This window comes from Rhizobium sp. CFBP 8752 (assembly GCF_014842035.1).
GTDB lineage: Bacteria > Pseudomonadota > Alphaproteobacteria > Rhizobiales > Rhizobiaceae > Neorhizobium > Neorhizobium soli.
Map to the genome: position 1 here is coordinate 231475 of NZ_JACYUZ010000004.1, position 25304 is coordinate 256778.

The window sequence follows — 25304 nt, forward strand, 5'->3', positions numbered from 1 at the left end:
GAAGAGGGAGCATGTCGATCTTGTCTATCCGGTGAATGCCGACGGGGTCGAAGCGTTGCATTGCTATACGCGAAAATCACAGGCCAATGATGACGGCGCGAGTGTACGCGCCGCCGCCTCCCATTTCGCTCGTCGATTGTCCATTCTCTGATCGGACCGCGAGCTGTGCGCAGACAGGCTTGCCCGTCGGTCCAGCCCCCGAGTTCGAACGCTCCTCACGCCGCCCCGCTTCATTCGCGAAGGCTACTGGTCCAGCACCTTCCGTATTTTATCAGCAAGCTGATCGAGGCTGAAGGGCTTTTGCAAGAGGTGCGTTCCACCCTCCAGCACGCCGTTATGGACAACGGCGTTGCGGGTGTAGCCAGTCGTATAGAGAATATTCAATTCTGGCATCAGAACCTTGGCGGCGTCGGCCAATTCGCGGCCTGTCATCCCCGGCATCACGACATCAGTAAACAACAAGGTCGGCTTGAGACCGGCCCTGATCAAGGTGAGCGCCTGCTCGCCCGATGAGGCTTCGAAGACGGTATATCCCAGTTCCCGAAGCGCCTCGGTGGAGAAAACGCGCACGCGCTGGTCGTCCTCTACGACAAGGATCGTCTCGGAAACGCTGCCCCGGCCCGGCTGCTTGACGACGCCCTGGATGTTTACGGGGGCTTCAACCTCACCGTGATGCCGCGGCAGGTAGATCTTGATAGATGACCCGACGCCTTCTTCCGAATAGATTTTGACGTGCCCGCTCGACTGCCTGACGAAGCCGAAGATCTGGCTTAGTCCCAGACCCGATCCCTTGCCGACCTCCTTGGTGGTGAAAAACGGATCGAAAGCCTTCGCCATAACCTCGGGCGTCATCCCTGTTCCGGTATCCGATACGGCAATCATGACATATTGCCCGGCTGCCACTGCATTGTCCTGCGCGTATTCGTCGGAAAGATACGAGTTTGCGGTTTCGACCGTCAGGTTGCCGCCGCGGGGCATGGCATCGCGGCCATTGACGGCGAGGTTGAGAATGGCGTTTTCCAGCTGACTGCTGTCGGCATAGACTTTCCACAGTCCGGCCGCCAAGACGGTTTCCACGGAAACATGCTCCCCGAGCGTGCGGGTCAGCAATTCCGACATTCCGGCAATCATGCGATTGGGGTCGATCACCTCCGGCTGAAGCGGTTGCCGTCGCGAGAAAGCGAGAAGGCGGTGCGTCAGTGACGCAGCTCTCGTTGCGCCATCTTTTGCGGCCTCGATGTAGCGGCCGACATCGACCTCACCGCGCGCCAACCGCTTTTCGAGCAGGCTGATCGAACCCAGTATGACGGCCAGCATATTGTTAAAGTCATGCGCGATGCCGCCCGTGAGCTGACCAACGGCTTCCATCTTCTGCGCCTGGCGCAACTGGTCCTGCGCGTCGACCAGCTTCGCGGTTCTTTCTTCTACTTCACGCGCCAGTTGCTCGCGGGACTTCGACAGAATATCGCGTGCATCGACGATGTCCTGGATATCGGTGCATGTCCCGAACCAGCGGCTGATTTCGCCATCCTCCTTCCGCACAGGCTGCGCGCGGCCGAGAACCCATCGATAGTTACCGCTACGATGTCGGAGGCGGTACTCGATGTGGTAGGGCTCTCCTGTGACGAGGCTGCGACGCCAGGTGGACCAGGCGCGATCCTGATCGTCAGGGTGGAATACGCCGTTCCATTCCTCGCCGTCTGTCGAGCCTTGCGGGACGCCCGTGAAGTCGTACCAACGCTGGTTGTAATAATCGTGGTGGCCGTCGGGTTGCGTGGCCCAGATCATCTGGTCGATCGAATTGGTGATCGCACGGAAGCGTTCCTCGCTCTCCCGCAGCGCGATTTCGACAACGCGGCGATCGGTGATGTCAAATGACACACCCGGAAACCGCAATGGTGTACCGTCCGGCGCAAGCGTGACGCGGCCTTGGGCAGTCACCCACCGGACGGAACCATCCGCGTCGACGAGCCGGTATTCCTGCGAAAATATAGTGCCCCTCTTCAGCGCTTCGTCGATCGCGGATTGAAGGGCCGGCAGATCATCGGGATGAACCAGACGGAAAAAAGCACCGATCGGAGCGCCGCTGGCGGCAACGCTCCGCTCAACGCCGTAGATCTTGGCAAATCGCGCGTCGGCCACCACGCTGTCGTTCGGGATGTCCCAGTCCCACGTCCCGACAGTTTCTGAGGCGCCGAGTGCGTATTCCAGTCGCTCTTCGCTCGCCCGCAACGCCCGTTGCGCAGAGAGGCGGGCGGTCGTCTCGGTACCTTGGTTGAAAACCCCGACGACACGACCTTCCGCCGAAAAGATCGGTGCGAAGCTGTAGTCCCAATGCGTATGCTGAACGCGTCCGCCGCGAAGCATCGGCAGCATTTGATCGGCCACACGAAAACCCTTGCCCGTCTCGACGACGGCCATGAGTTGCGGTTTTATGATATCCCAGATGTCCGCCCAGACGGTCGACGCGGGGCGACCCAATGCCCACGGGTGTTTCTCTCCAGCGATCGGCGACCACGCATCGTTATAAAGGAGACGCATTTCGTCTCCCCAGTAGATGGCAGTTGGCAGGTCGGTATTGAGGCACAAGGCCAGCGTGGTCTGCAGCTCTATCGGCCAGTCCTCGATAGGTCCTAAGCTGGTTGTGTTCCAATCGACCGCGCGAATCCGCGAAGCCATTTCGCCTTCTATCTCTGAAAGGATCTGCATCACGTCAGAGGCTCACTGGCTGTTCGGCACATGAAGGCTACGCTCATTTCAGTTTAATGGCTTCAGTCTGGAGATCGGGTCTAACAGAAAACGGGAGGGGTGGGGAGACGGTGTTTGACGCGTGGAGGATGGTGGCCACAGTCTGTGTTCAACCTCTAAGGCGAAGAGTTGTTTCCGCAGAATATTCCCGAGAAGCCGGTCTTCTCGCGCAACTGCTGTCTCCGGCAAAACCAGAGGCGGCGTCTTGGCGGACCGGTATGAGTCAGCGAGCCCTCGGTACGGCGCAAGAGGTCACCGAATTAACCACACCGCCAAAAGACCAACAGCGACGACTGTTGTTGCGGCACCGTAGCCGTAAAACGATTCAAGCAATTTGCGGTGCATGGGTTTCGTATCTCCATCCCGTGCGTCGGACGGGGCCCCGGTCATTGTCATTTATGCAAAGGTCTCAGTCGAATTCGTCGCCTCAAGCGATCCCTCGCGTCGTAACGGTAAACGCGGAGTCATCCCTTGGTCGCTCTGCATAACGCCGTTTGCGCAAAATGGTTCCATAAGAGCATGTCAAAGCATACACTCTCTGATGGTCTGGAGAAGTACGCCCGGCCCATGGGGTTTGGGGATAAAGCGTTCTGCAAACGTAAGCTCGGATTGTTGAAGCGTCCAGTTTCCCGACGTGAGGATGATCCGGATCGGGGGCCATCTATCGCGCACCATCCGAGCGAGTTCCACGCCTTCACCCTCGGCAAACAGGTCGATATCCGTCAGGAGAAGTTGGATATCGAAGTTGCTCTCCAGGATGTCTATGGCTTGGGCTGCATCGACCGCGGCGAACACCTCGTACCCGGCATCCTGCAACTCCTCCACCAATATAAATCGGAGGACGGGCTCATCTTCAACGACGAGAATAACTCCGGCTTGGCTCATTTCGGACCTCGGCATCACATTCTCTGTACGTTACCGTACAATTGAACATTTTGGCGAGGCATCAGTTCCGACTTTTACACAGGCGTTGCCTGAATCTGAGCCGAACTCTCATTCACATCCTCTACGGCTTGATGATCGGGCGAACGAGAAGTCGCGACAAGACGTTTCGGCCGCGTGTGTAAGGCGCGAGATCGACGTCGCTAACCAGCCTTGCCCCGCCTTCCCGGCGCTCGAGCGTGATCTTGCGGCTGTGAAACTGTTCAAGCTCTACGCGGTGTGCCACGCTCAGGATTGTGGCGTTGGGCAGCTCGTCGATCATCATCTCCATGATTTTGTCCTGCGTCTTTTCGTCGAGAGCGGAGGTCGCTTCATCAAGGACAATGATGTCAGGGTCGTTGAGGAGAAGCCGGGCAAACGCCAACCTCTGCTTCTCTCCTCCTGACAGCGTGTGGTCCCATGGCGCTTCGTCCTCGATCCTGTCGCGCAGGTGCCCGAGCCCGACTTTGTCGAGGGCAACATGAATTTCTTCTGCCGACCACGTGTCTGCCGGTTTCGGGTAGGCGACGGCGCGACGCAGGGTGCCCGAGGGGATGTATGGTTTCTGGGGTAGCATGAACAGTTCCTGGCCCTTGCGGAAGTTGACACTTCCTTCTCCCCATGGCCACAGCCCCGCAATGGCTCGCACCAGCGTACTCTTGCCCGAACCGGATTCACCCGCCACGAGGACGCGTTCGCCGGGCCCGATCTCCACCTGCGTTTCCTTGACAACGGCAGTGCCGTCGCCAAGCGAGACGGAGACCTCGTTCAGCCTGAGCATGGTGTCGCCCTCAGTTTCGCCATGCTTGATCCGTCCGACAGTTTCATTCTGTTCGGCCTGTTCCAGACCATCAAGTGAAACCATCAGCGAGGCTACGCGACGGGCGCAGGCATTCCAGTCGGCGAGACGGGGATAGTTGTCGACCAGCCATCCAAACGCACCTTGAACGATTGTGAATGCCGATGCCGCCTGCATGACCTGACCCAGTGACATGCTGCCATCGAGGAACTTTGGGGCACAGAGCAGGACCGGAACTACCGGTGCAATGAGCATCGATCCGTGCGAGACCAAGGACGTGCGCATATATTGCCACGCAAGCAGACGCCACTGCTGACGGACATTAGCGAAGGTCCGATCGAGATCGTTGCGCTCTTCCTCTTCGCCGCCCAGCAGCGCGATGCTCTCGCCGTTTTCGCGCACGCGGGTCAGTGTATAGCGGAATTCGGCCTCCACTTGGTTCTTATTCTCGGACACTTTCACAAAGTTCCGGCCGATGACCGCGATCGAACTCGATGTGATGATGGCATAGACGACCGCCGCAATCACGAGGAAGCCGGGTATGGTGACGTAATTTCCGGCGATCGGAATGGTCAGCGCGCCACCGATCGTCCACAGGACGACGATGAAGGTCGACGCCGACACGAAAGCCGAAATCACCCCTGACGTGAAATCCACGGGCGATTCCGTCGCGATCCGCATATCCTCGGAGATGCGGGCTTCCGGGTTCTGGTGATCGCCTCCGATCAGGTTCAGCTGGTAGTAGCGTCCATTCGTAAGCCACCGCGAGATCAATGATTTCGTGAGCCACGAGCGCCAGCGGCGCTGCATCAGCATGCGCAGATAGACCTGCGAACTGACGAGCGCGACGCTTCCAAGCACGAGCGGCGGAAACAGAAGGCCTAGCGAATAGACCTGATCGGCATTCCGCTGCTCGATCGCATCGAACAGTCCGCGGTTCCAGACGTTGATACCATACTGGAAAGCGACGTTGACACCGATGAGCGCGAGAAGCGTTATCGAGCATACCCAGGCGATCTTGTCGCCATCGCGACCCCAGTAGCCGCGAGCGCTGACCCAGAAACGTTTGAGAAGATAGGCGCGCCGTGCCTGTTCTGCCTGTTCCGGGGTAAGGGTGGCGGCTGTTGCGCCTGGCTTGGTCGAGGTGGTTTCTGACATTGACACTCCGGTCGAGATCGTCCGCTGGGCAGCGCACTTAGAAACTGTAGAAAGATTGACGGAAACGGAAAGCAGGTGGGGTAGGTGTGGCCTATGCCTGCGGATCGAATGGCGCTGCTAAAGCGACAAGCTGCGCTGCGGCCATCGCTCTCGTTTCAAACATGATTTGCTTTGCTGGAGTGCCAAAGTGGCGTTGTACGAAAACGCTATGTTCAATCATCGTTTCTCCTCCCCTGATACCCGCAGGTGGCGCAGAAACGTAGTTTGGAACATTAAGGTTCCTGCCGCCGGAAAGACGATAGACACTAGGATTTTTGAGGGGTGTCGGGACTAGGTTCCCAGTCGCCACTAGGCCTGCCCGTTGAGCGAGCGTCGACGGGGTATGGCCACGGAAAAGGACAGGTGAATCTTGTGTCGACATCTTTCAGTCGGGGAGGAGGGCGTGACCGGACATTATCCGGTCACGGAAAAGGTTCAGCGGGCGTTGTACTTCCCGTCTACCTCGTTGATCGCCTGGACATTTCCGGCCGAGCGACCGTTCTCGTCAAAAGTCTGCGCCAGAAAGGCGTCCGCAATCGCCTTGGCCAGTTCGGTGCCGATCACGCGGGCACCCATGGTAATGATCTGGGCGTTGTTGGAGAGGGCGGCGCGTTCAGCCGAATAGGTATCGTGTGTCAGTGCGGCGCGGATGCCGGGGACCTTGTTGGCCGAGATGCAGACACCGATGCCGGTTCCGCAAACCAGGATGGCCTTGTCATAGGTGCCGTCGATGACACCGGAGGCGACACGGTCGGAAAGCGTCGCGTAGAACGCATCGGGACCGGCATCGGTACGCGATACTTCATGCACGTCGAAACGGTCTTTCAGATGATCAGCGAGAACCTTTGCGAGGCCTTCGCCGGCGCTGTCTCCTGCAATTGCAAGCTTCATGGTCATGTCTCCTCAGAGTTTGGCGGCACATTTTGCCAGGATGTCGAGATAGCCCTCGGCATTCCAGGCGGAACGGCCAATGAAGAGCCCGTCGATATGAGGGCTCGAAATCAGTTCTTCGCAATTGCCGGGATTGACCGACCCGCCATAGAGGCAGGGGATGCGGCGTCCAAGGATGGACTGCGCCACATCGATGATCTCGGCATGGCGGGCGGATGCGTAATCTGCGGTGGCGGGTATGCCATTCTCGCCGATCGCCCAGACCGGTTCGTAGGCGAGCAGGATCTCGGCATTCTTCTGGTCGCCCGACAGTTTGGAAAGGGCACCGCGAACCTCATCCGCAAGGACCTGCTGTGCGTTGCCGCTGTCGCGATCGGCGAGCGTCTCTCCGATGCAGATCAGCGGGATGAGCCCGTGGCGAACCGCTGCTTCGGTTTTCAGCCCGACGGTTTCATTCGTCTCGCCGAAATGCTCGCGCCGCTCGGAATGGCCGAGCTCGACGATGTCGAGCTTGCAGTCCTTCAGCATCAGCGGCGAGATCTCGCCGGTCCATGCACCCTGATCGGCCCAGTGCATGTTCTGCGCGCCGACCTTGACGGAGGTTCCGGCAAGCGCAGCCTTGACCTCGCGCGTGGCGGTATATGGGGGAATGACGAAGCGCTGGATGCGTGAATCCCTGTCTTCATCGGCTGCCTTCACGGCGGCCGCGAACTCCAGAGCTTCGGCAAGCGTCTTGTTCATCTTCCAGCTGGTGCCGATCCAGAAGCTTGGCGATGTGGTCATGGATGTGATCCTCCCGACGATGCGATGGTCAGTGTGACGCCCGTGTCTTCGATGTCTCGAAGCAGTTGGGCCTCAGGCTGATTGCTGGTGATGACGGCGGCGAATTGATCGAGACCGGCGAGGACATGCAGCGCCGTGTGGCCAATCCGCTCGTGGTTGACGAGCAGGTAAGCGCGCGCCGACGATGCCATCATCGCCCGTTTTACCCGGATCACGGCGTCGTCCATGTGATAGGCCTGCCCCGATGCGACGGCCGGGGTTGAGATGAACGCAACGTCGGCTCGCAGCCGCGATAAAGCCTCTTCCGTGACCACGCCGAAGAATGCGTTGAACTTGGGCGAATAGACGCCGCCGAGGGCGATCAGCGTGATGCCGGTCTCGGTTTTCAGCCGCTCCATGACGGCCGCGTTGTTGGTGATAACCGTCAGCGGACGTTTGTCGGCCAGTGCCTCGCCGAGCACGGCCGCCATCGATCCGTCATTGACCATGACGGTCATGCCGGGTTCGACCAGATCGACAGCTGCCTTGCTGATGGCGTGCTTGGCGGCATGATCCTGACGTTCGCGGATCCGAAAATCGCTCTCGAACTGGGTACCTGCGTCGATCGTTGCGCCGCCGCGCACTTTGCGAAGCACCCCTGCCTGCTCAAGCTCGTCCAGATCACGGTGAACGGTCATCTTGGAGATGGCAAAAAGCTCCGCCAGATCGTCGAGATCGACGGTTCGCTTTTCGATCAGCAGATTGATGATCCGTTGGTGTCGTTCTTCGCGCTTCATCCGAGACCGTCCGCGTGGGATGAAACGGATATAACACTTATATTGTTATAATCAACATTATGGATGTGATTTTGTGGCAGCCATGTTGGCTCTGGAGATTTCGACTTGAGCTATATCGCGTCTTTGACGCGCTGCCACGCATTGAGCAAATGAAGCCCCAATACCTTGGACAAGGTTTTCCCGTCCCGCACTTCGAGCGCGACAATCATCTCCTCATGCTCGGCCATGGCCGCCGACCACTTGTCCGGACCCTCGTGGCCGATGAACCGGATTCTCTTCAAGCGCGACTGCAGTTGCGCTTGAACGCTGCTAAGTGCCTGGTTGTCCGCGATCCGACAGATTTCGGTATGGATGGCCTGGTTGAGCTTGTAGTAGCGCAGGCGATCCTTCACGTCGTAGCAGGCCCGCATCTCGTCATGCAGTTGCCTGACCCGGGCGATATCGTCATCCGTCGCGGTCTCGCAGGCAAGGCTTCCGGCAAGCTCCTCCAAGTTCTTCAGAACGATGAGCATGTCGTGCACATCCTTGCCGCTGAACCTTTTGACGATCGCGCCGCGGCTTGGAATGAGTTCGACGAGCCCTTCGCTGGCAAGGTACTTGATCGCTTCCCGCAGCGGCGTGCGCGAAACGCCCAGCTGTTCGCCGAGCTGGCTTTCGTGCATCCGCGAACCGGGGGCAAGCTCTCCCTCGATGATCATGTCGCGCAACCGAGTGACGAGCGTGTCGTGCAAGGCCGTCCGCCGGATGGGGCCGGATGGCGAGACAGGCGATTCGGGCAGTGTATCACTCATTTTGAAAGCTCGATTTCTGGACCGCCGTGATGATCAAAGCGTCTCGCCAGGATTATACCAGAACCCGAACGGCACCAAACGTAAAAATGCTGCATACAAAATGCAAAAGACTTGTCCTGCGATTTCGGATGGCTTAGAAACGTCCTCACCGAGGTAGGAGAATTGACCCATGGATATCACCCAGCATCACGATAGCCGTCCCACCATTGCGCTTGCGATGGGAGACCCGGCCGGTATCAGCCCCGAACTGACCGCACAGCTTCTGGCTTTGGATGACATCAGAGAGCAGGCCTATATCGTTGTGATCGGCGATCGGCGCATTCTCGATAAGGGCGCGCAGGAAGCAGGCGTTCAGCCAGATCTGATCTCGGCTTCGCTCGATGATCTTTCGGGTCTCGATCGCTCGAAGCACGCATTTATCGATTTGGGCCATCTCGCTCCGGAAGAGGTGGAGCGCGGCGAAGCGACGCTGGCCGGCGGCACGTTCGCCACGCGCAACTTCCGCACCGCCCTTGAGCTCGCCCATGCCGGAAAGGCCGATGCGGTCTGCTTCACGCCGTTCAACAAGAAGGCGATGCGCTTTGCCTATCCGGGCTACGATGACGAAATCCGTTTCGTCTCGGACGTTCTGTCGTTCACCGGCAAGATCCGCGAGTTCAACGTTCTCGAAAAGATCTGGAACGCACGTGTCAGCTCGCACATCCCGCTCAAGGAAGTGGCTGCCAACCTGTCCGTGGACCGGCTTCTGTCGGAACTCGAACTGACTGTTTCTTGCCTGAAGGCCGCCGGTATCGATGAGCCGCGCGTCGCGGTCGCCGGTCTCAACCCGCATGCGGGCGATGGCGGCAGCTTCGGAATGGAAGAAATCGAGATCATTGAACCCGCCGTTGCCGAAGCAAAGGCGCGCGGTTACGGCGTCGAGGGTCCGTTCCCGGCCGATACCGTGTTTCTTCGCGCCATGAAGGAAGGCTATCACGCCGTCCTCACCATGTATCATGACCAGGGTCAGATCGCCATGAAGCTGATTGGCTTCGACAAGGGCGTGACGATGATGGGTGGCCTGCCATTCCCGCTTTGCACGCCGGCTCATGGCACGGCCTATGACATCGCAGGCAAGGGAATAGCCGATATCGGCGCGACCCGTGAAGCGATCCTGCTCGCGACTCGTATGGCAAAGCGCCAGCGCCTGGCAGCACAGGCCGCGTGATCACTTGATCATAAATGACCGGCCGTGAATGGCCGGTCATCTCAGCCCGAGAGGACGCGGGCTTGGCGCATGTCGGTCGGCTTGAACGCCGGCTGCCAAATGTCAGAGTGTGCGGCTTCCCTGCGCCATCAAGAGCGCGGTGGCGTCGCGGTTGGAGGACGACAATGACAAGTTCAGCTCCCAAGTGGACGCGTGAGACCTGGCCGATCGCGGCCGCAATGATTCAATACCCCAATATGTTGCCGGACGGTCGTTCGGTTCAGGATCAGACCGTCGAGGAATGGGCCAAGACTGTCGCCGAAGTCGCAGATGCAGGCTTTACCGAACTCGATCCCACGGACAGCTGGCTCCGCGTCGCCGATCTTTCGGCTGATCGCCGTCGTGCGTTCTGCGAGGTCGTGAAAGATGCAGGGATGACCATCCCGGCGATATCGACATCGCGGCGCAGCGTCATCGACGAGAAACACGGCGACGATTACCTCGCTTACAGCCACCGCGTCATCGAGACTGCCGCCGAGGTCGGCGCACAGAGCGTTTCCTTCGGCTTTTTCGAACCGCTGACGGACAAGCAGAAAAGCGCCTTGTGGTTCTGGACCGAACAGGGCGCCAAGAATCCGGATGACCCGGCAACGTGGAACAAGGCGGTGGCCCGCATTGCCGAACTTGGCAGGCACGCTGCGGAGGTCGGGATCGAGGTCTCCCTGGAAATGTACGAGGACACCTATCTCGGAACGGCGGACAGTGCTGTCCGCTTCGTCGAGGAAGTCGGTCTCGACAATGTCGGCATCAACGCCGATCTCGGCAATCTCATCCGTCTCCACCGGCCGGTCGAGCACTGGCTGCAAATGATGACGAAAGTCGCGCCTTTTGCCAAATACTGGCACGTCAAGAACTACATGCGGATCGAGGACGAGCATGCGGGCCTGATCGCCAGCCACCCGGTTCCCCTCGAATCCGGCTTGATCAACTATCGCACAGCAATCAAGCTTGCGCTGGAACACGGTTTCAACAGCCCGTTCCTGTGCGAGCATTATGGTGGCGACGGCCTTTCCGTCAGCGCGACCAACCGCGACTATCTCCGGCGCATTCTGCCGCGTAATTGAGGACCGCTAAAATGACGACGATCTTTGATGCTCCAGACGAATTCGCCTCGACCGCGCTTGCCGGCTTTTGCCAGATCTATCCCAACCATGTGCGTCTCATCACCAACGGTGTCGTGCGCGCCACGAAAGTGCCTGATGGCAAAGTGTCGGTGGTTGTCGGCGGCGGCTCGGGTCACTATCCGGCTTTCGCGGGCTATGTCGGCCAGGGCATGGCCGATGCAGCGGTCGCCGGTGACGTGTTTGCGTCTCCATCGACGGCGGCGGTTGCACGTGTGTGCCGCCATGCCGACAATGGCGGCGGCATCATTCTCGGCTTCGGCAATTATGCAGGCGACGTGCTGAATTTCGGGGTCGCCGCAGAGCGCCTTCGTGCCGAAGGCATCGATGTGCGCATCATTGCAGTGACCGACGACGTTGCGAGTGCGTCGGCGGACGAACACGCCAAGCGCCGTGGCATCGCCGGCGACCTCATGGTCTTCAAGATCGCGGGAGCGGCGGCGGAAGCGGGGCTTTCGCTTGACGAGGTAGAGCGTATCGCCCGGCTTGCCAATGAGCGCACGGTGTCGTTCGGTGTCGCTTTTGCGGGCTGCACCCTTCCCGGTGCAAAACAGCCGCTGTTCACGGTACCCAAAGGCCGGATGGCACTCGGTCTCGGAATCCATGGCGAACCTGGCATTAGCGAGCAGGATATCGCGAGCGCGACGGATCTCGCGGATGTGCTCACGGACAAACTGTTGGCCGAAAGGCCGCAGGGTTGCACGCGCGTCGCGGCCGTCCTCAACGGTCTTGGTTCGACGAAATACGAAGAACTTTTCGTGCTCTGGACCGCCGTCCAAAAGAAACTCACCGGGTCCGATCTTCAGATCGTCCTGCCGGAAGCCGGTGAGTTCGTCACCAGCCTCGACATGCAGGGTTGCTCACTGACGCTGACCTGGCTCGATGAAGAGCTTGAGCGCTATTGGGCGGCACCCTGCGATGCGCCGGCATTTCGTCGCGGAAGGCCTGAAGTCGCTGAATTGCGAACCGACGTCCTCTCCGATGAAGAGGCTGCCCCGGTGATCCCGGCGGCCTCCGAAGCGTCGCAGACGTCGGCTGCCTGCATCTCCGATCTGTTTGGCAGGATTGCCGCCATGCTCAGGGATAAGGAGTCCGAGCTTGGCCGCATCGATGCGATCGCCGGCGACGGCGACCATGGGCAGGGAATGCAGCGTGGTTCCGATGCCGCTGCCAAGGCGATGGCCGCTGCCGTATCGGCTGGAGCCGGGGCGCAGACGACGCTTGCGCTTGGAGGCGATGCCTGGGCTGACCGGGCCGGCGGCACGTCAGGCGCGATCTGGGGATTGCTGCTGCGGTCGTGGAGCAGCGCACTGAGCGACAACGACGTGCCTGATGAAGCAGCGATTGCCGAGGGCGCGCGCAGGGCGCTCGATGCCGTCACCAGTCTCGGCCGTGCCCGTATCGGCGACAAGACGCTCGTGGATTCCCTTATTCCGTTCGTCGAGACGCTGACGGAGCAGACCGCGGCCGGCAGGTCACTGCCGGAAGCCTTCAAGGCTGCGGCTGACGCTTCGAGCGCGGCCGCCGAAGCAACAGCCGCACTCACGCCGCGGCTCGGGCGTGCGCGTCCGCTTGCGGAAAAGAGCATCGGCCATCCAGATGCCGGCGCTGTATCGCTGTCCATGGTGGCGCAGCTTGCTGCCGGCTTTATCGCCGACCGCGGCTGACCCTGAAAAGGTCTTTTCGGTTTCAGCCGAACAGACCGACACATGTGAGCCAAAGGCCGGATGCGAGCGTAATGGCATCCATCATGAGGCCAAACTTGCGCTCGGACATGCTGACGACATAGCGTTTTGCAAAGAACGTTCCGGCCATCAGTGACGAACCAATCACGAGGCCAATGATCACGAGATCATGGGTCAGCGCACCTGCCTGATAGAACGTGAAAACCTTTGCGGCCTGCACGAAAATCGAGGCCGCCGCTTCAGTCGACAGGAAGGCGCCCTTGGTCAGCCCGAAGGCCAGGAAGGCTGGAATGCTGAGTGGGCCGGTCGACAGGAACATCCCCGTCAGAAACCCGATACCGGCACCGGCGATCGACATTCCACCCAGCCCGATGGTCATGTTGCGGTGGCGAATGTATCGCCGAAACGGGACGAGCAGCATGATGAAGAGGCCGAGCAGGGTGCCGCTGACCGCTGCCGGCAGATGGACCAGGCTGACAGCGCCCAAGGACGCTGCCGGCATGCCAGGCAGCGCATAAGCGAAAACGGCGCGCCAATTGACATGCTTGTGCCAAGCCATGACGCGCGCGGCATTCGCCATCAGCCCGGCGATCGCCATGACGGGAATGGCGCGAGCGGGATCAAACATCGGAACAAGGACGGGCAGGAGAATGAGGCTGGCGCCGGTGCCGATCACCCCGCTCAGGCAACCGGCGACGAAACCTATGGCGCAAACGAGGATATAGGAGAACAAGGCTTATCCTCGGCGCGAGTTCGGCCACAAGGGCCTTAGAGAAAGCGCGGCCGGCATTCGACGCGGCCGCGCGTTGCCTTGGGAGGCTTAGAAAAATGCCGTGTCCTGCTCGCGCCGCAGTTCGAGCAATGTCGATGTCTCGTAGAGTTCGACATCGCCGCACAGGATCGGCTGGCCCGCCTTGACGGCCCTTTTCAGCGTGCGATTGGCTGCCAGATAGAAGGGAACGGCCCTGTCATCCGAGAGCGGGCCGGCCGGGATCATCCGCGCCGAGACGTTGACGATCGAATGGTGGTGGCCGCTTGCCGTCAGAACTGTTCCGGCTTCGATATCGGCATCGGCGTGGGCGACGAGGTCGATCACCGGCCGCGGCTCGGCTGCACCACTGGAGACGCCGCGCAGGCCGACTTCCAGAATGCTCGTCGCAGCCTCGACGCCCAGAAGATGGCGTGGAATGTAGAGCATGGCGACATCGCCCTTGCGGCTCACGACATGGCCTTTTTCCGCCAGCATCTGCCACGTCTCCGCGTCGTCGCAACGCACCGTCACGAAGACGCCGCCGGCAAAGCTCAATCCGCCGGGAAGCCGCAGGCAGTGGAAGACGTCGAGCGCCTTTGGCGCGCCGAGCAATCCGCCGCTCGAACGCTCGGAAAAGAAATCGGCAACTTCGGTGATCCGCGCGATCGGAACATGCAGATCGGCCCGATCGACCAGAAAGCCCGTGGCATTGGCAACCAGCGTCATTTCGCAAAGATCGGGAACAGCTCGCTGCGGAAACTCCGCTGCGATTTCCGATCGTCTTGCCGCGATGGTCGACAGGTCCATCGTCGCCGGTTCGATCCAGTCGCCAAAATCAGGTGCAGACGCCGTCTTGCCGTTCGAGCTCAGCGTCTTCTGCTTGGGGTCGTAGACGAAATCGTATTCGCTGGCCTTGCCGGCGGCGATGATATCCAGTCCGAGCACTTCCGCCCAAGTCACCAGACCCATCAACAGGCTCGGCTGATCGCCATCGACGGGGGTGACGATGACATTGTTGTTGCGGGCGCGGAGAGCTAGGCCTGGACCGACGACGCTATCGACTTCCTTGGAGACAAGCGCGACATGCTTGCCGGCATCGATCGCAAGTCGGCAGTGCTTGGCGCCGGCCTCGGGATGACCGGTGGCTTCGACAACCACAGAGATCGGAAGGTCGAGGACGACGGAAAGGTCTCCCACCGCGATATACTTGCCGTTCTCCCAGGCCGTCTTCGCTTCGTCTGAGGTTTCGCATTGGGCAATATTTGCCGGATCGATCCCAAGGCCGCGCAGAACGTCTGTCGCGGTTTGCGCCTTCAGATCGACCGCAACGCGGGTGCTGATCAGCGCCTGCTTCAAACTCTGCGCGATGAAACTGCGGCCGAAGCCGCCGGTGCCGACGATGCAGCATTCCACCGGGTCGGACTCTCTGCCGAAATAGGTGTGATAGTTCATGGTGTTCCCCTCCTAAACCGAAACGAAAAACTGGTGGGCGCGGCTTATGCCGCCGCGTCCACTTTCTTGTGGCTTCTGAGGAAATTGATGAACTTCAGGCTCTGCGGAATGATGAGAAGAGCGAGTGCCACGGTCATGATCGAGCCGACCAGGTAGTTCGAGAAGAAGATCCCGAGCGATCCATCGGACGCAATCATCGACTGGTGGAACGAGCTTTCCGCCTTGCTGCCGAGAACCATTGCGAGAACCAGTGGTGCCAGCGGGAATTCCAGCTTGTTGAAGACGAAACCGACGACGCCGAAGATCAGCACGAGCCAGAGGTCGGAGGTCGAATTCGCCACCGTATAGGCGCCAACGAAGCAGATCGCCACGATCATCGGTCCGATGATTGAAAACGGGATGCGAAGCAGCGCTGCAAAGAACGGAACGGTCAACAGTACCAGGATGACGCCGACGAAGTTGGAGATATACATGCTGGCGATCAGGCCCCAGACGAAGTCCGGCTGCGTGGTAAACAGCATCGGTCCCGGCGTCAGGCCCCAGATCATCAGTCCGCCCATCATCACGGCGGCGGTTGCAGAGCTTGGAACGCCCAGGGCAAGCATTGGCAGCATGGCACAGGTGCCGGCCGAATGGTCGGCGGTTTCCGGTGCAACGATACCTTCCGGACGGCCGGTACCAAACTTTTCGCCCGGCTTCGACCACTGGCGTGCGAGACCATAGCTCATGAACGAGGCTGCGGTCGGGCCGCCGGGCGTGATGCCCATCCAGATCCCGACGGCAGACGAGCGCACGATCGTGGTGAAGTATTTCGGCAGCTCCAGCATGGTCTTGAAGACGTCGCGCGGATCGATACGAGACGCGACGCCGCGGAATTTCAGCCCGTCCTGAACAGTTGCCAGAAGTTCGCCGATCCCGAACAGACCGATGACGACGACCAGGAAGCTGACGCCGCTCAAAAGTGCTTCGATGCCGAATGTCAGGCGAAGCGATCCGGTAACGGTATCCATTCCGACAGTGGATAGAAGGAGGCCGAGGCTAAGCGAGACGGCCGTCTTGATCGGAGAGGCACTTCCCATGCCGACAAAAGCGCAGAATGCGAGGAAGTAGACGGCGAAATATTCAGCCGCGCCGAAGCGAAGCGCGAAGCGGGCCGCCCAGGTGGACAGAAGCGTGATGACGACGATACCGACGAAGGCGCCGATGCCGGCCGACATGAAGGCAAGCGTGAGAGCGCGGGTCGATTGCCCGGATCGCGCCATCGGATAACCATCGAATGTGGTCGCCACCGAACTCGGCTCGCCGGGAATGTTGAAGAGGATCGAGGTCGTCGAGCCGCCGAACAGCGCGCCCCAATACATCGACGCCAGAAGGATGATCGCCGAGACCGGGTCCATCGTGAAGGTCAGCGGAATGAGCAGCGATACGCCGTTCGGAGCCCCGAGGCCGGGGAGGACGCCGACGATCAGCCCGAGAAGGACGCCGACGATCATCAGGGTGATATGCATCGGCGTAAGTGCCGTCGCAAAGCCACCCATAAGCAGTTCGAAATTTTCCATGATCAAGCTCCGGGTGCTTAGTAAATGCCGAGCATTTCTTCGATCGGGCCCTTATGCAGCGGCACCTGGAACGCTTTTTCGAAAACGAAATAAAGCGCGATGGAGAAGACAATACCGATCAGGATCGCGATCCACGGCTTGTAGCCGCCGTTGCGCCAGGCGACGTAGAAGAGATACAGCGCCGTCCCGATATAGGTGCCGAGAAACACCGTCACGATGACGAAGACGATCATCGGCAGAAGGAAGGAAAGAACCCTTCGGGTCTGTTCCGGCTCGAGGAACGTCTCGCGCATCTCCTCGCTGCCCATTCTCAGCCTGAAAATGGCCTGAGCCGCACTGGCAAACGCCGCAACGATCAGGATGATACCGACATAAAACGGAAAGTAGCCCGGCATTGGACCGGATTCACTCCAGCTGACGCCGAGTTCCAGGGCACCTGTTGCACCCAGCGCGCCGACGGCGGCAAGCGTGATGGCGGTGACGATCTCGACATGGAGTCGCTTGATATGCATGATTGTTTTCCCTCGATCGCAAGATCCGGCACGGGAATGCCGGATCTAAAATCGCATTGGCGTCAGGACTTTACTTAACCAGCCAACCTTCGGCTTCGAAGACGCCGACGGCGTTCTTCTCGCTGGTAACAATGAAGTCCTGCAGCTTCTGGCCGGACATGAAATCGCCGGTCTGCGAGGTCTTGCGGACATAGTCGGCCCATTCCGGGGTCTCGCTGACCTTTTTCAGAACGTCGCTGTAGTAGGCGACCGCATCATCAGGCGTTCCTGCCGCGGTCCAGACCGTGCGGGGCATCTTGTAGGACGGAATGTTGACGCCGCTCGAGGCGCAGGTCGGGATGTCGCCCCAGCCCTTGCCGTCATGGACCGGATCGCTCTTGGCCATCGGCTTGTCGGAGAAGACGCAAAGCGGCTTGATCGCGCCCGCCTGCCACTGGCCGACATTCTCGTTCGGATTGTTGACGTTGGCAGCGACATGGCCGCCGGCCAGCTGAACGCCGACTTCGCCACCGCCATTAAAGGGCAAATACTTGAAATTGGTGCCTGTCGTCTGCTCGATCAGAGCGACCAGGGTTTCATCCGTGTCCTTCGACTGGCTGCCGGCGAAGGAAAGCTTGTTCGGCGCAGCTTTCGCGGCTTCGATAAGATCCGTCGGCGTCGCGTATTCGGAATCGCCCTTCACCCAGATCAGGAATTCGTCGAATGCGAGCGCTGCGACGGGACGCAGGTCCTCCATCGAATAGGCGAGCTTTGCGACATGCGGCAGGAGATAAGCGTTGTTGGTTCCGAAGTAGAGCTTGTTCGGATCGCCTTCATTCTTGCGAGCGTATAGGAACGCTTCCGCGCCGCTGCCGCCGCCCTTGTTGAGGACCACCATCGATTTTTCCATAAGCTTGTGCTTGGCGATGATCGACTGGATGGTACGGGCAAAGTTGTCGGTGCCGCCGCCCGGGCCGGATGCGACGACGAACTCGACGGGGCGTGTCGGTTCGAAGGCAAGCGCCTGTCCCGCCAGCACGACCGCGGCCGCAAATGTCAATCCTACGGATAGCTTCTTCATCTTATTCCTCCTTTAGATGAAATGGCTGCAGGTTTGCCTACAGCCGATCGGTCCTCGTGTTCACGAAGCGGCAGCGAACTGCGTCCTCGGCGCACCTCGTGAGATCGACCCGGCAATGAGCGGCCAGGCAGACGCCGGCTGCGATCTCGTGATGTCGGGCAGTTCTTTGAATTCGAATGAGAAAGAAGCGAGCGCGCTGAAGCCACTCTGATCGTGGCGGTTGGGCCTCGCCGAGACGCCTCTTGCGGGCGCAAGTCCGACTGATTTTGGGCTTCGTCCTGACGCCATAATCTCCTCCATCCGAGGAAAATCATAGGCCATCTATTAGCACACATCAAGTCTTCAGAATTTTGTATACAAAATTTTGCGGACAGGGGAGCGCAGGCGGCGATACGATCGATCAGCGCGATCTAATCGATTTGCTCTTGCTTTACGCGATAGCCCGACTGTTCAAACTCGCGTTTGCGAACGCGAGTTTGAACGGATCGCGAGATTTTTTTTAGAGAACTTAGGCTGATCGGCACCGGGAACCGTCATGCGGATAGCACAACAGCAACCTTAGATTCAGGTCCCGATCGGCGATTCGCGATCGCAGCCAGGTCTATTCAGCCTTCGACTGCGTGCTACCCAAAGAGAGCCGTCCGGGCGACCTCAGGCGCGGTGCCGGTCATGCCGGCTTCGTTCGCCATCGGCAGCCGGTAGTATTTGCGTGCAGTCCCCGCAAAGAGTTTTGCCTGATCTCTCAGGGAATAGCGTGCCGCCACGTCCTTGAAGCCCGAATAGATCGTGTCAAATGAACCGCATAGACTATCGACCGGGAAATTGCTGGCAAACATCGTCCGCTCGGCTGAGAACATAGCAATGGTTTCGGTGATGATGGCGCTGTTGTCCTCGATTGACCAGGGCCGCCCTTTCTGGCCGATCCCAGAAATCTTGACGCAGACATTGGGCATATCCGCAAACTTGCCCATCGCCGCGTGCCATCCCTTCATCCCTTCGCTGGATCGATCCGATGGCAGACCCGTGTGGTTGAGGATGATGGTCGTGGAAGGAAAATCCCGTGCCAGCAGCATGGCCTCGTCGAGATGCCACCAGTTCGTCTGGAGATCGAAGCTCAGTCCATGCGTCTCGAGAAGGGCGTAGCCTTTGCGCCAGGTCTCGTCGGTCATGAGAGTTCGGTGATCGGCAGCAACAGCGGCGCTTTCGGCGCCGCCCGGCTTGTGACGCACGCTGCGCACCAGCTCGAACGCTGCCTGATCGGCAAGGACATCAGCCACATCGGGCCTATCGAGCCATGCCTGGGCGACGATGGCATTGGGAAGCCCGAATTCATCCGCGACCTTGGTTGCGTATCGGCTTTCCCCAATGGGATCGGCCGGATCCCACTCGGTCTCGACATAGACCGTCTGCACGACGTTGTGACCTTCCGCGTCCTTCAGGTAGTCGGGCGGAAGATAGCGCCGCTTGATCGAGCTGTAGTCGCCATACCGGAAAGGAATGTTTGCCTCCGGCTTCAGCCAGGGGTGGTCGTTGACGACGGGGTCCCAGAAGTGCTGATGCGCATCGACGATCGGCCCGTCCCAGAGAGGAAATTGTTCCAATTAGCTGCCCTTCCGTTCACGATTGCCTTCGTTGAAGTCGATGGTGAGAGTGGCGATGACATAGACGACGGCGCAGCCCGCAAAGAAGCCGAGCACGGTGCCATAGGAGCCATCAGTCCATTGAAGGATGAAGCCTGTCAGGATCGGGACGATGATGCCGCTGACACTGCCGGCAAAGTTCATTGTGCCGCCGATGACGCCGACCCGGCTCTTCGGCGCGAGGATCGAGGGGAGGCTCCAGTAAAGGCTGCCGAAGTAGAGCAGGAATAGTGTGGCGGAGAGAAGCGCGACCGCGGCAACCGGGCTGCTCACATGCGGCAGAGCGATGAATGTGGCGGCGACGCCGAGGCCAGTGATGCCCAGAAGAAGCTTGTAGACGACGGATCGTTTAAACCCTGCGGCCACCATCTTGTCGGCGACAAAGCCGCTCGCGAGCGAACCCAGCATGCCGGCGAGGAAGATGACGAAAGTCGCTCCGCCCATTTCCTTCAGGTTGAAGTTGCGCGCCTGCGCAAGATAGCTCGGGCCCCAGGTCAGCAGACCGAAATTAATCATCGCCCATCCTGCGCGACCTGCCACGAGGCTGACGATCGACCGGCGAAGGATTTCGGTCGGTTCGCTTTCCGTAGCCTCGGACTTCGGTTGCCCCACTTCGTTGATGATATCCATTTCCGCAGCGTTGATGCCCGGATGCGTGGACGGATTGTCACGGAGGTAACGCCATGCGAGCCAGCCCAAAAGAATGGTCACGAGCCCGGCGACGATGAAGGCAAGCCGCCAGCTTCCGAGCGTAAGGATGAGCCAGCTGATCAGGACGCCGCCGATGGCAGCCCCGAGCGGGGCACCGCTATCCATGAAAACGGCACCGCGTGCCCGTTCCCGTTTCGAAAGCCAGATCGAATTGAGTTTTGCTCCGGCCGGGAAGAGAGGCGCTTCCGCCGCGCCGAGACCGATGCGCGTCAACAGAAGCGAGATGCCGCCGGTCGTGAAGCCCGCAATGGTCTGGAAGATACCCCAACCGAGTGTGGACACCGTGATGACCGAGCGTGCGCCAAAGCGGTCGATCAGCATGCCTCCGGGGATCTGCATCAATGCATAGCTCCAGAAGAAGGAGCTCAGGATAAGACCCTGCATGGCGGGGCCGAGCGAGAATTCGGCGGCAATGCTGGGCATGGCGATCGACAGAGCCGTACGGTCGACCATGTTGATGACAACGAGCAGGAAAACGACGACGAAGATGTACCATCGTACATTCGTTGCCGCTTTACCCTTTAGCTCCACGCGGCCAGCGGCAACGGGTTGCTGTTCAATTTCGGACATAGATACAAATCCTCCCTGACTTGTCGGCGCAGGCCTCATCAGGCTTGCATCCACCCGGTTGTCACCGACCTCCTTGATCGGCGTTCCTCTCCACCGTGCATCCCGGGAATATAGTTGACTGGCTATGCCGAAATAATGAAATATACAGATCATGTGATCGGCTTTTCCGATCACGGCATCCGCCGGCTGAAATGGATTGCGCCAATGACATCAGAGCGTTTCGACCGCGGGCTGTCGCTCCTGCGCCATCTGAAAAGCACGCAACTCCTGCTTCTCATCGAGCTTGGAAAGGTCGCGAGCCTCCGAAAAGCCGCCTCGGCTCTCAACATGACGCAGCCGACGGCGACGAAACTGATCCAGGATCTGGAGGCGGCCGTCGGCCATCCGCTGTTCGAGCGCAGTTCCAGGGGCATGCGCGCAACGCCCTATGGCGAGGTGATGATCAGACATGCGCGGCTCATGCAGATGGAGATCGTCCGGACGAGGGAGGATCTCGATTCGCTGTCGTCGGGTGCATCCGGCACGTTGCGGATCGGGGCTGTCATCAGCGCCGTTCCGTTTCTGCTGGCAAAGGCTGTCGCTGCGCTCAAGCGCGAGCATCCCGGCCTGCAGGTCTCGATCGATGCTGGGACAAGCGATGCGCTCGTTGGCTCCCTGTTGAACGGTCACCTCGATGTGCTGCTGGCACGACCGATCGTGCTCGGCGATCGCAACGACTTCGATTACGTCGATCTCATCGACGAACCGCTGAAAGTCGTCGGCCGGCGGGACCACCCGCTCGCGAGCAGGTCGTCCGTCACGGTGCGCGAGCTGGGCGAATGGCCCTGGACGCTTCTGCCGGCCGGAAGCCCCATGCGAAAGGTTCTGGCGCCTGTCTTTGCCGAAATGCGACTGTCCGGTCCCCAAAACATCGTCGAAACTTCGTCAATGATGACGATGGTGGCGCTGATGCACGAGAGCGACATGCTGGCCGTGATGCCCGGCGACGTATCGGACTTCTACATCCGCCATAACCTGCTGGTCGAGATCCCGGTCACGCTGCCTGCGGTGATGGGATCATACGGGATCGTCACGCGTCGAGATCGGCCGATGACGCCAGGCGTCGAGGCGTTCTTGACGCAACTCCAGACGGCGCTGCAAGAACAGCGACGGATCAGGGCGGAACTGACGAGCGACGGATGATGCAAGCCGGATGCATACTTCGGTAAAGGGTGAGCCTGGTTCAGATCGAACTCATCCAGCCCAGTCCGTCCTCGGTTACTCCGGCAGGCCGGTATTCGCAGCCGACATAACCCTGGTAGCCGAGCGCGTCGATCTCTTCGAAGATCATGCGGTCGTTGAGTTCGCCTGTCATGGGTTCATGCCGGGTAGGAACCGCCGCAATCTGGATATGCCCGATGCGCGGCGCCATCTGCCTCAAGGCTGTGATGACATCTCCGTGCATGATCTGGCGGTGATAGATGTCGAACTGAAGACTGACATTGGGGCGATCGAGATCGACCACGAGATCGAATGCGCGATTGAAGTCGTTAAGAAAATAACCCGGCATATCGCGTTTGTTGATCGGCTCGATGACGAGACCGATACCGGCTTCGGCCGTTGCATCGGCCGCCTTTTTCAGATTGTCCACATAGCAGGATGCAGCGGTGGGATCATCCGCTGGCGCGATGCCGGCCATCATGTGAAGAAGCGGCGTTCCGATCGCCTTGCCATAGGCAATTGCCTTGACCAGCGACGACTCGAACTCCTCGCGCCGGTCGGAAAGGCTCGCTAGACCCCGATCGCCGCCTGCCCAATCCCCGGGTGGCATGTTGAACAGGGCCTGGTTCAGCCCGGCATCACGAAGCGTCTCGGCGACGACCTCGGCTGGATAGTCGTAAGGGAAGAGATACTCGACGGCGCTGAAGCCAGCCGTGGCCGCAGCCGCGAACCGCTCCAGGAACGGTCGCTCGTTGAACATCATCGACAGGTTTGCGGCAAACTTCGGCATGGGCCTATTCTTTCTCTGGCATGCCGGGCAGGTGAAGCCCGGTGATCTGGGCGAGCAGCCGCGCAACCGAACTGTCGTCATCGCGACCCATCCCGGCAGCCTCGGTCATGATGAAGAGTTGCAATGCGGCCGCGGTGATCGGAAGCGGAAACTTCTGCTGGCGGCCTATGTCGGAGACGATGCCGAGATCCTTGGTGAAGATCGAGACCGCACTGTGAGGACTGTAATCGCCATCGAGCACATGCGGTATGCGGTTTTCGAACATCCAGCTATTGCCAGCCGATTTGGTGATGACGTCAAAGACCCTGGCAATGTCGAGATCGAGGCTTTTCGCGAATGTGATCGCTTCGCAGGCGGCCGCTATATGGACACCTGCCAGCAACTGATTGACGATCTTGAAGGAGGAGCCGACACCCGGCTGGTCGCCAAGCTCGTAGACGGTGGCGGCCATCGCATCGAGCGCCGGCCGCGCCGCCTTGAATGCTTCAGGTGAGCCCGATGCCATGAAGGTCAGTTCTCCCGAATGCGCCTTCTTCGAGCCGCCGCTGATGGGGCCGTCGAGATAAAGCAGCCCGGCTGCCTCGGTTCGCGCAGCGAAGGATTTGGCGTCGCTGGGCGACACGGTGGCACAGCAGACGATGACGCCGCCGGAATGCATCGCGCTGACGATCCCGGCCTCGCCGAAAAGGACTGTTTCCGTCTGTGCCGCATTGACGACCACGACGACCGCGATGTCAGCGCCTTCAACAGCATCGCCCGGCGAGGAGGCGGCAACGCCACCTTCATTTTCGAGGGTCGAGAACGCGTCCCGGTTGACGTCGAATCCGCGAACCTTGTGACCGGCGCTCAGCACAGAGCGTGCCATGCCTAGTCCCATTGAGCCGAGGCCAATGATGGCGATAGTGGTTGGGCTGGGCATGAGCGGCACCTCCATGAAGCGCTGTGTAGTCAGAATCTCAGAGCTAACATGTTTTCAACCACATCCTCTTGCCCTGTTCAAGCGACATATGTTAGCGCTGAGATAAATGGAGGAGAGAACGACTTGGACGGGGATGGGAGGTCCATTGCAGACGATAGCGTGCCCTCGGCCGCTGAGACGCCGACGCTTGCGCATGTCGCTCGGCTGGCAAAAGTCAGCGAGAACACCGTCTCGCGCGTGATCCGCAACAAGGGACCGATCGCACCGGAGACAAGGCTCCGCGTCAATGCGGCAATCGACGCACTCGGCTATGTCCCTAACAGGGCTGCCGGTTCGCTTGCGTCCTCGTCTTCGCCGATCATCGGCGTCATTTTGCCGTCGTTGTCGAACATCGTATTTCCCGAAGTGCTCAGGGGTATAAATGCCGGGCTGATTGGCACGTCCTATCGCCCGATGATCGGTGTGACCGACTACAGTCTCGAGACCGAGCAGGATATTATTTCGTCGCTTCTGGCCTGGCATCCGGCGGCGATCATCACCACAGGTTTCGAGCATACCACGGCCGCAAGACGCATGCTTGAAGGCAGCCGGGTGCGGATCGCCGAACTGATGGATATCGATGACCGGCCCATCGACCTTGCGGTCGGCCTGTCGCATCGCGACGCCGGCCGCGCGATGGCACGCCATCTCGTTCAGCGCGGCTATTCGAGGATCGGCTATGTCGGCCATGACTGGGCTGCGGATCGGCGCGCGCGTTTGCGGTATGAGGGGCTTTGCGAAGGTTTGTCTGAGACGGGCTTGTCACTGGTCTCGGAGTATCGGACAGAGGCGCCAAGTTCGACGCTCGAAGGACGTCGAGCTCTGGCGAGTCTTCTTGCCGACGGTGCCGCCATCGATGCGGCGGCGTTTTCCAACGACGACATGGCGGTGGGCGGTTTCATGCACTGCATGGCGGCCGGAATGCCGGTGCCGGACGGTCTCGCGCTGATGGGCTTCAACGGGCTCGAGATCGGACAGGTTCTGCCAAAGCCGCTGACGACGGTGCTTTCCAATCGCTTTGCCATCGGCAAGACGGCAATCGAAGCCTTGCTGGAGACGCCTCAGCGTCCGCAGGCGGCCAGGATCATCGACACGGGATTTTCAATTATAGAGGGGGCAACCGCCTGAAGGCGGAGCCCATCC

General features: G+C 59.9%; 22 protein-coding genes. 5 read left to right on the top strand and 17 right to left on the bottom strand.

The genetic code is table 11. The features are described 5' to 3' along the window. Positions 1-243: 243 nt before the first annotated feature. The 8 genes from IFT59_RS19635 to IFT59_RS19665 form a co-directional block, all read right to left on the bottom strand. On the bottom strand, positions 244-2679 hold the full coding sequence (locus IFT59_RS19635) for a PAS domain-containing protein (RefSeq protein ID WP_192087916.1): 2436 nt from the start codon (positions 2677-2679) through the stop codon (positions 244-246). Between the two features lie 591 nt (positions 2680-3270). After that, complete coding sequence (locus IFT59_RS19640; protein WP_162237932.1) at positions 3271-3633, bottom strand: response regulator; 363 nt, start codon at positions 3631-3633, stop codon at positions 3271-3273. 121 nt (positions 3634-3754) lie between these two features. After that, positions 3755-5626 carry an ABC transporter ATP-binding protein/permease gene (locus IFT59_RS19645; RefSeq protein ID WP_192087918.1) on the bottom strand — a complete coding sequence of 624 codons (1872 nt, stop codon included), beginning with the start codon at positions 5624-5626 and terminating at the stop codon, positions 3755-3757. Positions 5627-5717: 91 nt separating this feature from the next. Next, complete coding sequence (locus IFT59_RS23325) at positions 5718-5846, bottom strand: hypothetical protein (RefSeq protein WP_274598295.1); 129 nt, start codon at positions 5844-5846, stop codon at positions 5718-5720. Positions 5847-6100: 254 nt separating this feature from the next. Then, complete coding sequence (gene derI / locus IFT59_RS19650; protein WP_062460374.1) at positions 6101-6556, bottom strand: D-erythrulose-4-phosphate isomerase; 456 nt, start codon at positions 6554-6556, stop codon at positions 6101-6103. Between the two features lie 12 nt (positions 6557-6568). Further along, on the bottom strand, positions 6569-7339 hold the full coding sequence (locus IFT59_RS19655; protein WP_192087920.1) for a triose-phosphate isomerase: 771 nt from the start codon (positions 7337-7339) through the stop codon (positions 6569-6571). Beyond that, positions 7336-8115, bottom strand: a complete 780-nt coding sequence (locus tag IFT59_RS19660) for a DeoR/GlpR family DNA-binding transcription regulator (RefSeq protein ID WP_192087921.1) — start codon at positions 8113-8115, stop codon at positions 7336-7338. The genes IFT59_RS19655 and IFT59_RS19660 overlap by 4 nt, the downstream gene beginning before the upstream one ends. A gap of 110 nt (positions 8116-8225) precedes the next feature. Continuing rightward, positions 8226-8906 carry a GntR family transcriptional regulator gene (locus tag IFT59_RS19665; protein WP_192087922.1) on the bottom strand — a complete coding sequence of 227 codons (681 nt, stop codon included), beginning with the start codon at positions 8904-8906 and terminating at the stop codon, positions 8226-8228. A gap of 169 nt (positions 8907-9075) precedes the next feature. Here IFT59_RS19665 and IFT59_RS19670 point away from each other — a divergent pair, with 169 nt between their 5' ends. The 3 genes from IFT59_RS19670 to IFT59_RS19680 all read left to right on the top strand — a co-directional run bounded on the left by IFT59_RS19670 (position 9076) and on the right by IFT59_RS19680 (position 12940). Beyond that, positions 9076-10113 carry a 4-hydroxythreonine-4-phosphate dehydrogenase PdxA gene (locus IFT59_RS19670; protein ID WP_092664350.1) on the top strand — a complete coding sequence of 346 codons (1038 nt, stop codon included), beginning with the start codon at positions 9076-9078 and terminating at the stop codon, positions 10111-10113. Between the two features lie 164 nt (positions 10114-10277). After that, entirely contained in the window at positions 10278-11216 is a 939-nt protein-coding gene (locus IFT59_RS19675; RefSeq protein WP_192087923.1) for a sugar phosphate isomerase/epimerase family protein, read from the top strand. Positions 11217-11227: 11 nt separating this feature from the next. Then, on the top strand, positions 11228-12940 hold the full coding sequence (locus IFT59_RS19680) for a dihydroxyacetone kinase family protein (protein WP_192087924.1): 1713 nt from the start codon (positions 11228-11230) through the stop codon (positions 12938-12940). A gap of 22 nt (positions 12941-12962) precedes the next feature. On the opposite strand, the gene IFT59_RS19685 is transcribed toward IFT59_RS19680, so the two are convergent. From IFT59_RS19685 to IFT59_RS19715, 7 genes are all read right to left on the bottom strand, one after another. Further along, positions 12963-13691, bottom strand: coding sequence for a sulfite exporter TauE/SafE family protein (locus IFT59_RS19685; protein ID WP_192087926.1), 729 nt, complete (start codon positions 13689-13691; stop codon positions 12963-12965). A gap of 87 nt (positions 13692-13778) precedes the next feature. Then, a complete protein-coding gene (locus tag IFT59_RS19690; protein ID WP_192087928.1) occupies positions 13779-15161 on the bottom strand; it encodes an NAD(P)H-dependent oxidoreductase in 1383 nt (460 codons plus the stop codon). Between the two features lie 44 nt (positions 15162-15205). Beyond that, positions 15206-16720 (bottom strand): tripartite tricarboxylate transporter permease, encoded by a 1515-nt coding sequence (locus IFT59_RS19695; RefSeq protein WP_192087930.1) that lies wholly within the window; start codon positions 16718-16720, stop codon positions 15206-15208. Between the two features lie 17 nt (positions 16721-16737). Then, positions 16738-17232, bottom strand: a complete 495-nt coding sequence (locus tag IFT59_RS19700) for a tripartite tricarboxylate transporter TctB family protein (RefSeq protein ID WP_192087932.1) — start codon at positions 17230-17232, stop codon at positions 16738-16740. A 70-nt stretch (positions 17233-17302) separates the two neighbouring features. Beyond that, complete coding sequence (locus tag IFT59_RS19705) at positions 17303-18292, bottom strand: Bug family tripartite tricarboxylate transporter substrate binding protein (protein WP_113165061.1); 990 nt, start codon at positions 18290-18292, stop codon at positions 17303-17305. A 623-nt stretch (positions 18293-18915) separates the two neighbouring features. Further along, positions 18916-19893 carry an amidohydrolase family protein gene (locus IFT59_RS19710; protein ID WP_192087934.1) on the bottom strand — a complete coding sequence of 326 codons (978 nt, stop codon included), beginning with the start codon at positions 19891-19893 and terminating at the stop codon, positions 18916-18918. Beyond that, a complete protein-coding gene (locus IFT59_RS19715; protein ID WP_192087935.1) occupies positions 19894-21213 on the bottom strand; it encodes an MFS transporter in 1320 nt (439 codons plus the stop codon). 135 nt (positions 21214-21348) lie between these two features. On the opposite strand from IFT59_RS19715, the gene IFT59_RS19720 reads away from it, so the two are divergent. Next, the gene (locus IFT59_RS19720) at positions 21349-22395 is read left to right on the top strand and encodes a LysR family transcriptional regulator (RefSeq protein ID WP_249407658.1); all 1047 of its coding nucleotides are present in this window, start codon (positions 21349-21351) and stop codon (positions 22393-22395) included. Positions 22396-22435: 40 nt separating this feature from the next. Here IFT59_RS19720 and otnI read toward each other — a convergent pair whose 3' ends face one another. Both otnI and ltnD read right to left on the bottom strand, forming a co-directional pair. Next, on the bottom strand, positions 22436-23203 hold the full coding sequence (gene otnI / locus IFT59_RS19725; RefSeq protein WP_192087936.1) for a 2-oxo-tetronate isomerase: 768 nt from the start codon (positions 23201-23203) through the stop codon (positions 22436-22438). A 4-nt stretch (positions 23204-23207) separates the two neighbouring features. Next, positions 23208-24122, bottom strand: a complete 915-nt coding sequence (gene ltnD, locus IFT59_RS19730; protein ID WP_192087938.1) for an L-threonate dehydrogenase — start codon at positions 24120-24122, stop codon at positions 23208-23210. Positions 24123-24245: 123 nt separating this feature from the next. On the opposite strand from ltnD, the gene IFT59_RS19735 reads away from it, so the two are divergent. Further along, the gene (locus tag IFT59_RS19735; protein ID WP_249407659.1) at positions 24246-25289 is read left to right on the top strand and encodes a LacI family DNA-binding transcriptional regulator; all 1044 of its coding nucleotides are present in this window, start codon (positions 24246-24248) and stop codon (positions 25287-25289) included. Positions 25290-25304 lie beyond the last annotated feature (15 nt).

Coding starts and splice junctions, on each gene's coding strand:
- IFT59_RS19645 (WP_192087918.1), bottom strand. CDS start 5,626: ATGTCAGAAACCACCTCGACCAAGCCAGGCGCAACAGCCGCCACCCTT.
- IFT59_RS19695 (WP_192087930.1), bottom strand. CDS start 16,720: ATGGAAAATTTCGAACTGCTTATGGGTGGCTTTGCGACGGCACTTACG.
- IFT59_RS19660 (WP_192087921.1), bottom strand. CDS start 8,115: ATGAAGCGCGAAGAACGACACCAACGGATCATCAATCTGCTGATCGAA.
- IFT59_RS19665 (WP_192087922.1), bottom strand. CDS start 8,906: ATGAGTGATACACTGCCCGAATCGCCTGTCTCGCCATCCGGCCCCATC.
- ltnD (WP_192087938.1), bottom strand. CDS start 24,122: ATGCCCAGCCCAACCACTATCGCCATCATTGGCCTCGGCTCAATGGGA.
- IFT59_RS19700 (WP_192087932.1), bottom strand. CDS start 17,232: ATGCATATCAAGCGACTCCATGTCGAGATCGTCACCGCCATCACGCTT.
- IFT59_RS19715 (WP_192087935.1), bottom strand. CDS start 21,213: ATGTCCGAAATTGAACAGCAACCCGTTGCCGCTGGCCGCGTGGAGCTA.
- otnI (WP_192087936.1), bottom strand. CDS start 23,203: ATGCCGAAGTTTGCCGCAAACCTGTCGATGATGTTCAACGAGCGACCG.
- IFT59_RS19670 (WP_092664350.1), top strand. CDS start 9,076: ATGGATATCACCCAGCATCACGATAGCCGTCCCACCATTGCGCTTGCG.
- IFT59_RS19675 (WP_192087923.1), top strand. CDS start 10,278: ATGACAAGTTCAGCTCCCAAGTGGACGCGTGAGACCTGGCCGATCGCG.
- IFT59_RS19680 (WP_192087924.1), top strand. CDS start 11,228: ATGACGACGATCTTTGATGCTCCAGACGAATTCGCCTCGACCGCGCTT.
- IFT59_RS19690 (WP_192087928.1), bottom strand. CDS start 15,161: ATGAACTATCACACCTATTTCGGCAGAGAGTCCGACCCGGTGGAATGC.
- IFT59_RS19720 (WP_249407658.1), top strand. CDS start 21,349: ATGAAATATACAGATCATGTGATCGGCTTTTCCGATCACGGCATCCGC.
- IFT59_RS19635 (WP_192087916.1), bottom strand. CDS start 2,679: ATGGCTTCGCGGATTCGCGCGGTCGATTGGAACACAACCAGCTTAGGA.
- IFT59_RS19655 (WP_192087920.1), bottom strand. CDS start 7,339: ATGACCACATCGCCAAGCTTCTGGATCGGCACCAGCTGGAAGATGAAC.
- IFT59_RS19640 (WP_162237932.1), bottom strand. CDS start 3,633: ATGAGCCAAGCCGGAGTTATTCTCGTCGTTGAAGATGAGCCCGTCCTC.
- derI (WP_062460374.1), bottom strand. CDS start 6,556: ATGAAGCTTGCAATTGCAGGAGACAGCGCCGGCGAAGGCCTCGCAAAG.
- IFT59_RS23325 (WP_274598295.1), bottom strand. CDS start 5,846: ATGATTGAACATAGCGTTTTCGTACAACGCCACTTTGGCACTCCAGCA.
- IFT59_RS19705 (WP_113165061.1), bottom strand. CDS start 18,292: ATGAAGAAGCTATCCGTAGGATTGACATTTGCGGCCGCGGTCGTGCTG.